The following is a 9,075-nucleotide window of genomic DNA, read 5'->3' on the forward strand; positions in this document are numbered from 1 at the left end:
GAGATAATCATGGCTAACCGTATCAAGAAGGGCGACCAGGTCGTCGTCAACACCGGCAAGGACAAGGGCAAGCAGGGCGAAGTCGTCCGCGTCGACGGCGATCGTGTGATCGTCGCCAACGTGAACATCGTCAAGCGCCACACCAAGCCGAACCCGCAGGCAGGCGTTGCCGGCGGCGTGGTCGAGCGTGAAGCGTCGATCCATATCTCCAACGTGAATGTGCTGAACCCGGCTTCGGGCAAGGGCGAACGCGTTGGTTTCAAGGTGCTGGAGGATGGACGCAAACTGCGTGTGTTCCGCTCCAGCGGTGAGGCGCTCGACGCCTGAGGATGCGCTGATGAATACCCGTCTCGAAAAGTTTTACAAGGAAGAAGTGGTGCCGGCGCTGATGAAGCAGTTCGGCTACACCAATCCGATGCAGGTTCCGAAGCTGGTCAAGGTCACCCTGAACATGGGTGTCGGCGAAGCAGCCACGAACAAGAAGATCCTGGAAAATGCCGTCGCCGACATGGCCAAGGTCTCCGGTCAGAAGCCGATCGTGACCAAGTCCCGCGTCTCGGTGGCATCGTTCAAGATCCGCGATGGTTGGCCGATCGGCTGCAAGACCACGCTGCGTCGTGAAAAGATGTACGAGTTCATGGACCGTCTGATCAACATCTCGTTGCCGCGCGTGCGCGACTTCCGTGGTGTCTCGGGTCGTTCCTTCGACGGTCGTGGCAACTTCAACATGGGTGTGAAGGAACAGATCATCTTCCCGGAAATCGACTTCGACGCTGTCGACGCGATCCGCGGCATGGATATCGCCATCACCACCACCGCCAAGACCGATGCGGAAGCGAAGGCGCTGCTCGCAGCGTTCAAGTTCCCGTTCCGTAACTGATACGTCGAGGAATCCGAAATGGCAAAGACCTCCATGGTCAACCGCGACCTCAAGCGTGCGAAGCTGGCCGTCAAGTACGCCGGCAAGCGTGAAGAGCTGAAGAAGATCATCTCCAGCGCGACCGCGTCGTACGACGAAAAGGCCGAGGCCGTCATCAAGCTGCAGAAGCTGCCGCGCGATTCGTCGCCGAGCCGTCACCGCAACCGTTGCGAGCTCTCGGGCCGCCCGCGTGGCGTGTACAGCAAGTTCGGCCTGGGCCGCAACAAGCTGCGCGAAGCCACCATGCGTGGTGACGTGCCGGGCCTGCGCAAGGCCAGCTGGTAAGGGATTCGTCCCTTCAACTGCCCGGCGCCTTCACGGCGCAGGGCAGGGGAGAGGGGCCGGTTTTCCGGCTCTGATCCCGGATTAAGGGAGCCCGACGCAAGTCGGGCTCTTTTTGCCGTATACTCCCGCGTCTTGCTCGCCCGCAAGGCGTGAGCAGTGTGTGAAGACGGGCCCTGGCCCATTCCAGGTAGACACAAGATTTTCGCGAAAGCGGATATCGGTGCACTCAAAGGTATCGACTATGAGCATGACTGATCCCATCGCCGACCTGCTGGTACGCATCAAGAATGCGGCCGCGGTTGGCAAGCAGACGGTGAAAGCACCGTCGTCCAAGATCAAGGTGGCAATCGCAGAGGTGTTGAAGGCCGAAGGCTACATCACCGATCTGCGCGTGACCAAGATCGAGAACAACAAGGCCGAGCTTGAAATCGTCCTGAAGTATTTCGAGGGCAAGCCGGTCATCGAGACCCTGAAGCGCTTCTCGCGTTCGGGTCTGCGCCAGTACCGTGGCAAGTCCGAGCTGCCGAAGGTCCTCAACGGCCTGGGTATCTCCATCATCTCCACCTCCAAGGGCATCATGACTGATGCGCAGGCGCGCCAGTTGGGCGTCGGCGGCGAAGTCCTGTGCTTCGTGGCCTAAGGCGAGAAGGAACCAACTATGTCCCGCGTAGCCAAGAAGCCAGTCAACCTGCCCAAGGGCGTTGAACTGAACATCCAGCCGGAATCCGTCAGCGTGAAGGGCCCGAAGGGCACCCTGTCGCTTGTCAAGGTTGCTGGCGTTGAAATCACTGTCGACAACGGCGTTGCCACCCTGGCCGCCAACGATGCCTCGCTGGTCGCCCTCACCGGCACCGTGCGCGCCATCCTGGCCAACATGGTCAAGGGCGTCACCGAAGGCTTCGAGCGCAAGCTTGAGCTGGTCGGCGTCGGTTACCGTGCCGCCATGCAGGGCAAGGATCTGAACCTGTCGCTCGGGTTCTCGCATCCGGTCCTGTTCGTGGCGCCGGAAGGCATCACCATCTCGACCCCGACCCAGACCGAAGTGCTGGTCCAGGGCACCGACAAGCAGCGCGTTGGCGAAGTTGCCGCCAAGATCCGTGGCTTCCGTCCGCCGGAGCCCTACAAGGGCAAGGGTGTGAAGTACGCCGGCGAAGTCATCATTCGTAAGGAAGCCAAGAAGGCCTAATTCAGGCCCTCAGCTTTCCAAGGAAAAAGATCATGAACAAGAACATCGCTCGTCTGCGTCGTGCCAAGTCGACCCGTGCACACATCCGTGTGCTCGGCGTGCCGCGCCTGTCGGTGCTGCGCACCGGCCAGCACCTGTACGCCCAGGTCTTCACCGCCGATGGCTCCAAGGTGCTGGCTTCGGCCAACACCACCCAGGCCGACGTCAAGGAAGGCCTGAAGAACGGCAAGAACAGCGACGCCGCCACCAAGGTCGGCAAGCTGGTCGCCGAGCGCGCCAAGGCTGCGGGCATCGAGAAGGTCGCTTTCGACCGCTCGGGCTACCGCTACCACGGTCGCATCAAGGCACTGGCTGATGCAGCCCGCGAAGGCGGCCTGCAGTTCTAAGGGATAAGGAAGCGGGGCTGGTCCCCGCTTCCGCCTGCCTGCCGGCGCGGGTTGCGCCGGGCGACGTCCTTCTTCTGCAGGGGCTCTCGAATCACCGCTCCATCTCACAGCTATAAGCGGCCCTGAGCCGTACATACTCAATCAATCAAGGAATCAACATGGCAGAAGAACGTCAGCAGCGGGGTCGCGATCGCGATCGCCGCGAAGAGAAAGTCGACGACGGCATGATCGAGAAGCTGGTCGCGGTCAACCGCGTCAGCAAGACCGTCAAGGGCGGTCGCCAGTTCACCTTCACCGCACTGACCGTGGTCGGTGACGGCGCAGGCAAGGTCGGTTTCGGTTACGGCAAGGCGCGCGAAGTGCCGGTCGCCATCCAGAAGTCGATGGAACAGGCTCGCAAGAACCTGGCCAATGTCGATCTGAACAACGGCACGTTGTGGCACCCGGTGAAGTCCGGCCACGGCGCAGCCCGCGTGTTCATGATGCCGGCCTCCGAAGGTACCGGTGTGATCGCCGGTGGTGCCATGCGCGCCGTCCTGGAAGCCGTTGGCGTCAAGAACGTGCTGGCCAAGGCCGTCGGCTCGCGCAACCCGATCAACCTGGTTCGCGCCACGCTGAAGGGTCTGAGCGAAATGCAGTCGCCGGCCCGCATCGCGGCCAAGCGCGGCAAGAAGGTGGAGGATCTCAACCATGGCTAATGACACCACCAAGACCATCAAGGTCCGTCTGGTTGGCGGCCTGCGCGGCGCCCAGGCACGTCACCGCCTGTCGGTGAAGGCGCTTGGCCTCGGCAAGCTCAATAGCGTAAGTGAACTGAAGGACAGCCCGCAGGTTCGCGGTCTGATCAACAAGGTCCACTACCTCGTCAAGGTTGAGGAATAATCCAATGACCATGCATCTCAATGAACTGAGCCCGGCACCGGGCGCGCGCAAAGAGCGCACCCGCGTGGGCCGTGGTATCGGCTCCGGCCTGGGCAAGACCTGCGGCCGCGGCCACAAGGGTTCGTTCGCCCGTAAGGGTGGCGGCAAGATCAAGGCGGGCTTCGAAGGCGGCCAGACCCCCATGCAGCGTCGTCTGCCGAAGGTCGGTTTCCGTTCCAAGATCGCCAAGGACACTGCTGAAGTGCTGTCCTACCAGCTTGAGCGTCTGGAAGCTGGCGAGATCGACTTTGCCGCGCTGCGCGCTGCCAAGCTGGTCCCGAGCACCGCTAAGCGTGCCAAGATCGTCATGAAGGGTGACCTGACCAAGGCCTTCACCCTGAAGGGCGTCGCTGCAACGGCCAGTGCCAAGGCCGCGATCGAAGCTGCCGGCGGCAGCGTACAGGAGTAAGACATGGCGCAAGCTGGCATTGGTAACCTCGGCGGCGGGCTCGGCAAGTTCACGGAACTCCGCCAGCGACTGCTGTTCGTCATCGGGGCATTGATCGTCTACCGCATCGGCTGTTATGTGCCGGTGCCTGGCGTCAATCCCGATGCCATGCTTGCGCTCATGCAGGCGCAGGGCGGCGGCATCGTGGACATGTTCAACATGTTCTCGGGCGGCGCCCTGCACCGTTTCAGCATTTTCGCGCTGAACGTGATGCCGTACATCTCGGCATCCATCGTGATGCAGCTGGCGGTCCACATCTTCCCGGCATTGAAGTCGATGCAGAAGGAAGGTGAGTCGGGTCGTCGCAAGATCACCCAATATTCCCGCATCGGCGCCGTGTTCCTGGCGGTGGTGCAGGGCGGCAGCATCGCGCTGGCGCTGCAGAACCAGGTGTCCCCGGGCGGTGCTCCGGTCGTCTACGCACCGGGCATGGGCTTCGTGCTCACCGCCATCGTCGCGCTGACCGCCGGTACCATCTTCCTGATGTGGGTCGGTGAGCAGGTGACCGAGCGCGGCATCGGCAACGGTGTGTCGCTGATCATCTTCGCCGGCATCGTCGCTGGCCTGCCGGGCGCGGTCATCCACACCGTGGAAGCCTACCGCGACGGCAACATGAGCTTCATCGCCCTGCTGCTGATCGTGCTGGTGGTGCTGGCCTTCACCTACTTCGTGGTGTTCGTCGAGCGCGGCCAACGCCGCATCACGGTGAACTACGCACGTCGCCAGGGTGGCCGCAACGCGTACATGAACCAGACCTCGTTCCTGCCGCTGAAGCTGAACATGGCGGGCGTGATCCCGGCCATCTTCGCCTCGAGCATCCTGGCATTCCCGACGACGCTGGCCATGTGGTCCGGCCAGGCCAGTTCGGCCACGTGGCTGCAGAAGGTCGCCAATGCCCTCGGGCCGGGCGAGCCGCTGCACATGATCGTGTTTGCCGCGCTGATCAGTGGTTTCGCGTTCTTCTACACCGCGCTGGTGTTCAACTCGCAGGAAACCGCCGACAACCTGAAGAAGTCGGGCGCGCTGATTCCGGGCATCCGTCCGGGCAAGGCCACCGCCGACTACGTGGATGCAGTGCTGACCCGCCTGACCGCGGCCGGTTCGCTGTACCTGGTGATCGTCTGCCTGCTGCCGGAAATCCTGCGCACCCAGCTCGGCGCCTCGTTCTACTTCGGCGGCACCTCGCTGCTGATCGTGGTGGTGGTGGTGATGGACTTCATTGCCCAGATCCAGGCGCACCTGATGTCGCACCAGTATGAGAGCCTGTTGAAGAAGGCCAACCTGAAGGGCGGCAACCGCGGCGGTTTTGCCCGCGGCTGATTGACCTGTTACACTAGTCTTCTTGTTGCGAAGGCCCTCCGGTTCCCGGACTGGCCTTCCAAATCGAAGGGCGGCCCCTGCAGCGGTTTCGGGTGGGGGTGTGATGTGGTGGTCCTGCGCGGGAGTAGCGCAGGCGACGGCGAGGGCAACCTCTGCAGTCAACGACATCCGGCGCCGGAGCATGGGCACACTCCCCACGCCGGGTCCATGGAACCGCCAGGTTCCACGGGCTTCAAAGTAAACCGAGACCTTGATAGAATCGCAAGTTCACTTTTTTGATCCATCCTGCCGGATTGGCGCGCCCTTGGTGCGCTGTCGGCCATCACTCAGCTGGAGAACCGCGTCATGGCGCGTATTGCAGGCGTCAACCTGCCAGCCCAGAAGCACGTCTGGGTCGGGTTGCAAAGCATTTACGGCATCGGCCGTACCCGTTCGAAGAAGGTCTGCGACGCCGCAGGCGTGACCTCGACCACCAAGATCCGCGATCTGTCGGAGCCGGAAATCGAGCGTCTGCGTCTCGAAGTCGGCAAGTACATCGTGGAAGGCGATCTGCGCCGTGAAATCGGTATCGCGATCAAGCGCCTGATGGATCTGGGCTGCTACCGCGGTCTGCGTCACCGTCGCGGTCTGCCGCTTCGTGGCCAGCGCACCCGTACCAACGCCCGCACCCGCAAGGGCCCGCGCAAGGCGATCAGGAAGTAAGGGACCTAAGAAATGGCTAAGCCCGTCGCTAAGACCAAGAAGAAGATCAAGCGCGTCGTCACTGACGGCGTCGCCCACGTCCACGCTTCTTTCAACAACACCATCGTGACCATCACCGACCGTCAGGGCAATGCTCTGTCGTGGGCGACCTCCGGTGGCGCTGGCTTCCGCGGTTCGCGTAAGTCCACCCCGTTCGCTGCCCAGGTGGCTGCCGAGAAGGCCGGCCGTGCCGCGCTCGACTACGGCGTCAAGTCCCTGGAAGTCCGCATCAAGGGCCCGGGTCCGGGTCGTGAGTCGGCCGTGCGCTCGCTGAACAACGTGGGCTACAAGATCACCAACATCATCGACGTGACGCCAATCCCGCACAACGGGTGCCGTCCGCCGAAGAAGCGTCGCGTCTAAAGGAGCGATAAGAAATGGCTCGTTATATCGGTCCTACCTGTAAGCTCGCCCGCCGCGAAGGCGCCGACCTTTCCCTCAAGAGCCCGGCGCGCGCGCTGGACTCCAAGTGCAAGCTGGAGCAGAAGCCCGGCCAGCACGGCGCCACTGCCCGTAAGGGCAAGCTGTCCGACTACGCTACCCAGCTGCGTGAAAAGCAGAAGGTCAAGCGTATCTACGGTCTGCTGGAGCGTCAGTTCCGCAACTACTACAAGAAGGCCTCGACCAAGAAGGGCAACACCGGCGAGAACCTGCTGCAGTTGCTGGAAACCCGTCTTGACAACGTCGTTTACCGCATGGGCTTCGCAGTGACCCGTCCGGCTGCCCGTCAGCTGGTCTCGCACCGCGGTGTCACCGTGAACGGCAAGTCGGTCAACCTGGCTTCGTACCAGGTCAAGGCTGGCGACGCCGTCGCTCTGTCCGAGAAGGCTGCCAAGCAGCTGCGCGTCCAGGAAGCCCTGACCGTGTCTGCCACGCATGACCTGCGTCCGTCGTGGGTTGAAGTGGATTCCGGCAAGTTCGCCGGCATCTTCAAGGCCGTGCCGGATCGTTCGGACCTGCCTGCGGATATCAACGAAGCGCTGATCGTCGAGTTGTATTCGAAGTAATTCACATTGGAGAACCTCCGGGTCACACCGGAGGTTCGCAGGAGAACCCGCAACATGACGGTTACCGCCAACCAGGTTCTGCGTCCTCGCGGTCCGCAGATCGAACGCCTTACCGATACCCGCGCCAAGGTCGTCATCGAACCCTTGGAGCGTGGTTACGGGCATACGCTGGGCAACGCCCTGCGTCGCGTGCTGCTGTCGTCCATCCCGGGCTTCGCCATCACCGAAGTGGAAATCGATGGCGTACTGCACGAGTACACCACGCTTGAAGGCTTGCAGGAGGACGTGCTGGAAGTCCTGCTCAACCTGAAGGATGTGGCCATCCGCATGCATACCGGTGACAACGCTACGCTGTCGCTGTCCAAGCAGGGTCCGGGTGTCGTGACCGCTGCCGATATCAAGATCGACCATAACACCGAGATCCTCAATCCGGATCATGTGATCTGCCATCTCACCAAGGATGTGGCGATCAACATGCGTCTGAAGGTCGAGCGCGGTTTCGGCTATCAGCCGGCTGCTGCTCGTCGTCGTCCGGATGAAGAAACCCGTGCCATCGGCCGTCTGGTTCTGGACGCCTCGTTCTCGCCGGTCCGTCGCGTCGCCTATTCGGTGGAAGCGGCCCGCGTTGAACAGCGTACCGATCTGGACAAGCTGGTGCTGGACATCGAAACCAACGCCACGATCGATGCCGAGGAAGCCGTGCGCACTGCCGCCGACATCCTCAGCGATCAGCTGTCGGTCTTCGGTGACTTCACCCACCGCGACCGCGGTGCAGCCAAGCCGGCCAACAACGGCGTGGATCCGGTGCTGCTGCGCCCGATCGACGACCTGGAACTGACCGTGCGTTCGGCCAACTGCCTCAAGGCAGAGAGCATCTATTACATCGGCGATCTGATCCAGAAGACCGAAGTGGAGCTGCTCAAGACCCCGAACCTCGGCAAGAAGTCGCTGACCGAGATCAAGGAAGTCCTCGCACAGCGCGGTCTTTCGCTCGGCATGAAGCTGGAGAACTGGCCGCCGGCCGGTGTCGCCCAGCACGGCATGCTCGGCTGATCCAGCGCTACGCAAGATGCTTGACCCCGCACCTTCGGGTGCGGGGGCTTCACCCGCAACACCCCGCACCGACAGGTCGATAGCCTGCGGTGACGGCCAGCCAGGACGGCTGGCACCGGACCATCCGCAGTCCAAGCAGCAACGCCAGGATGGCGACAGCGATACCCAACCGATCCAACATTCACTTCAGGAATCACCGTCATGCGTCATATGAAGTCCGGTCGTAAGTTCAACCGTACCAGCGCCCATCGCGAAGCGATGTTCAAGAACATGGCTGCGTCGCTGTTCAAGCACGAGCTGATCAAGACCACCCTGCCGAAGGCCAAGGAACTGCGCCGCGTTGCCGAGCCGCTGATCACCCTGGCCAAGGTTGATTCGGTTGCCAACCGTCGTCTGGCGTTCGCTCGCCTGCGCGACAACGAGGCTGTGGGCAATCTGTTCACCACCCTGGGCCCGCGTTACGCGACCCGTCCGGGCGGTTACCTGCGTCTGCTGAAGTGCGGTTTCCGCGCTGGCGACAATGCGCCGATGGCTTACGTGGAGCTGGTCGATCGTCCGGCTGCCGTGGCTGAAGCCGTCGAAGAGTAATCTTCGAGCTACACCCGTAATTCGGTGAAGAACCCGGCCTTGTGCCGGGTTTTTCCGTTTCTGGGGGTTGGATCATCGCGACGGCAACGGCAACGGCAACCGCAACCGCAACCGCAACCGCAACCGCATGGTGCCGCGAGCGATGCGGGGGGCGTCGGCGCGGGTGGGTTGGCGGGACACGCCGTGAATCCGTCCATGGAGGCTCATGTCGCGCCATCCAT

General features: G+C 62.4%; 15 protein-coding genes. All 15 read left to right on the plus strand.

Features of this window, described 5'->3' with window-relative positions; all coding sequences use genetic code 11:
* Window positions 1-9 precede the first annotated feature (9 nt).
* Window positions 10-327, plus strand: a complete 318-nt coding sequence (gene rplX / locus HH110_RS17835; protein ID WP_017355416.1) for a 50S ribosomal protein L24 — start codon at window positions 10-12, stop codon at window positions 325-327.
* Window positions 328-337: 10 nt separating this feature from the next.
* Entirely contained in the window at window positions 338-880 is a 543-nt protein-coding gene (rplE, locus tag HH110_RS17840) for a 50S ribosomal protein L5 (RefSeq protein ID WP_176990876.1), read from the plus strand.
* 18 nt (window positions 881-898) lie between these two features.
* Complete coding sequence (gene rpsN, locus HH110_RS17845) at window positions 899-1,204, plus strand: 30S ribosomal protein S14 (RefSeq protein WP_121042878.1); 306 nt, start codon at window positions 899-901, stop codon at window positions 1,202-1,204.
* Between the two features lie 241 nt (window positions 1,205-1,445).
* Window positions 1,446-1,844: a 30S ribosomal protein S8 gene (gene rpsH, locus HH110_RS17850; protein ID WP_019186156.1), complete on the plus strand. Its 399-nt coding sequence runs from the start codon at window positions 1,446-1,448 to the stop codon at window positions 1,842-1,844.
* 18 nt (window positions 1,845-1,862) lie between these two features.
* A complete protein-coding gene (gene rplF / locus HH110_RS17855; protein WP_176990877.1) occupies window positions 1,863-2,390 on the plus strand; it encodes a 50S ribosomal protein L6 in 528 nt (175 codons plus the stop codon).
* Between the two features lie 32 nt (window positions 2,391-2,422).
* A complete protein-coding gene (gene rplR, locus HH110_RS17860; protein WP_121042882.1) occupies window positions 2,423-2,776 on the plus strand; it encodes a 50S ribosomal protein L18 in 354 nt (117 codons plus the stop codon).
* 158 nt (window positions 2,777-2,934) lie between these two features.
* Window positions 2,935-3,474 carry a 30S ribosomal protein S5 gene (rpsE, locus tag HH110_RS17865; protein WP_121042884.1) on the plus strand — a complete coding sequence of 180 codons (540 nt, stop codon included), beginning with the start codon at window positions 2,935-2,937 and terminating at the stop codon, window positions 3,472-3,474.
* Window positions 3,467-3,658, plus strand: a complete 192-nt coding sequence (gene rpmD, locus HH110_RS17870; protein WP_176990878.1) for a 50S ribosomal protein L30 — start codon at window positions 3,467-3,469, stop codon at window positions 3,656-3,658. The genes rpsE and rpmD overlap by 8 nt, the downstream gene beginning before the upstream one ends.
* A 4-nt stretch (window positions 3,659-3,662) precedes the next feature.
* Entirely contained in the window at window positions 3,663-4,106 is a 444-nt protein-coding gene (gene rplO, locus HH110_RS17875) for a 50S ribosomal protein L15 (RefSeq protein ID WP_019186161.1), read from the plus strand.
* 3 nt (window positions 4,107-4,109) lie between these two features.
* Window positions 4,110-5,465 carry a preprotein translocase subunit SecY gene (gene secY, locus HH110_RS17880; protein WP_176990879.1) on the plus strand — a complete coding sequence of 452 codons (1,356 nt, stop codon included), beginning with the start codon at window positions 4,110-4,112 and terminating at the stop codon, window positions 5,463-5,465.
* Window positions 5,466-5,810: 345 nt separating this feature from the next.
* Complete coding sequence (rpsM, locus tag HH110_RS17885; protein ID WP_019186163.1) at window positions 5,811-6,167, plus strand: 30S ribosomal protein S13; 357 nt, start codon at window positions 5,811-5,813, stop codon at window positions 6,165-6,167.
* Between the two features lie 12 nt (window positions 6,168-6,179).
* Complete coding sequence (rpsK, locus tag HH110_RS17890; protein WP_017355427.1) at window positions 6,180-6,569, plus strand: 30S ribosomal protein S11; 390 nt, start codon at window positions 6,180-6,182, stop codon at window positions 6,567-6,569.
* 14 nt (window positions 6,570-6,583) lie between these two features.
* Entirely contained in the window at window positions 6,584-7,213 is a 630-nt protein-coding gene (gene rpsD, locus HH110_RS17895; RefSeq protein ID WP_019186164.1) for a 30S ribosomal protein S4, read from the plus strand.
* 54 nt (window positions 7,214-7,267) lie between these two features.
* Window positions 7,268-8,266: a DNA-directed RNA polymerase subunit alpha gene (gene rpoA / locus HH110_RS17900; RefSeq protein WP_176990880.1), complete on the plus strand. Its 999-nt coding sequence runs from the start codon at window positions 7,268-7,270 to the stop codon at window positions 8,264-8,266.
* Between the two features lie 201 nt (window positions 8,267-8,467).
* On the plus strand, window positions 8,468-8,854 hold the full coding sequence (gene rplQ / locus HH110_RS17905) for a 50S ribosomal protein L17 (protein ID WP_123728453.1): 387 nt from the start codon (window positions 8,468-8,470) through the stop codon (window positions 8,852-8,854).
* Window positions 8,855-9,075: the final 221 nt, after the last annotated feature.

Source organism: Stenotrophomonas sp. SAM-B, assembly GCF_013387485.1.
Taxonomy (GTDB): domain Bacteria; phylum Pseudomonadota; class Gammaproteobacteria; order Xanthomonadales; family Xanthomonadaceae; genus Stenotrophomonas; species Stenotrophomonas maltophilia_AA.

Bases quoted from the DNA above. Each gene is read 5' to 3' on its own strand.
- rplE (WP_176990876.1), top strand. From the start codon at position 338: ATGAATACCCGTCTCGAAAAGTTTTACAAGGAAGAAGTGGTGCCGGCG.
- rpsH (WP_019186156.1), top strand. From the start codon at position 1,446: ATGAGCATGACTGATCCCATCGCCGACCTGCTGGTACGCATCAAGAAT.
- rpsK (WP_017355427.1), top strand. From the start codon at position 6,180: ATGGCTAAGCCCGTCGCTAAGACCAAGAAGAAGATCAAGCGCGTCGTC.
- rpoA (WP_176990880.1), top strand. From the start codon at position 7,268: ATGACGGTTACCGCCAACCAGGTTCTGCGTCCTCGCGGTCCGCAGATC.
- rplO (WP_019186161.1), top strand. From the start codon at position 3,663: ATGACCATGCATCTCAATGAACTGAGCCCGGCACCGGGCGCGCGCAAA.
- rpsN (WP_121042878.1), top strand. From the start codon at position 899: ATGGCAAAGACCTCCATGGTCAACCGCGACCTCAAGCGTGCGAAGCTG.
- rpmD (WP_176990878.1), top strand. From the start codon at position 3,467: ATGGCTAATGACACCACCAAGACCATCAAGGTCCGTCTGGTTGGCGGC.
- rpsE (WP_121042884.1), top strand. From the start codon at position 2,935: ATGGCAGAAGAACGTCAGCAGCGGGGTCGCGATCGCGATCGCCGCGAA.
- rplR (WP_121042882.1), top strand. From the start codon at position 2,423: ATGAACAAGAACATCGCTCGTCTGCGTCGTGCCAAGTCGACCCGTGCA.
- rplF (WP_176990877.1), top strand. From the start codon at position 1,863: ATGTCCCGCGTAGCCAAGAAGCCAGTCAACCTGCCCAAGGGCGTTGAA.
- rplQ (WP_123728453.1), top strand. From the start codon at position 8,468: ATGCGTCATATGAAGTCCGGTCGTAAGTTCAACCGTACCAGCGCCCAT.
- rplX (WP_017355416.1), top strand. From the start codon at position 10: ATGGCTAACCGTATCAAGAAGGGCGACCAGGTCGTCGTCAACACCGGC.
- rpsD (WP_019186164.1), top strand. From the start codon at position 6,584: ATGGCTCGTTATATCGGTCCTACCTGTAAGCTCGCCCGCCGCGAAGGC.
- rpsM (WP_019186163.1), top strand. From the start codon at position 5,811: ATGGCGCGTATTGCAGGCGTCAACCTGCCAGCCCAGAAGCACGTCTGG.
- secY (WP_176990879.1), top strand. From the start codon at position 4,110: ATGGCGCAAGCTGGCATTGGTAACCTCGGCGGCGGGCTCGGCAAGTTC.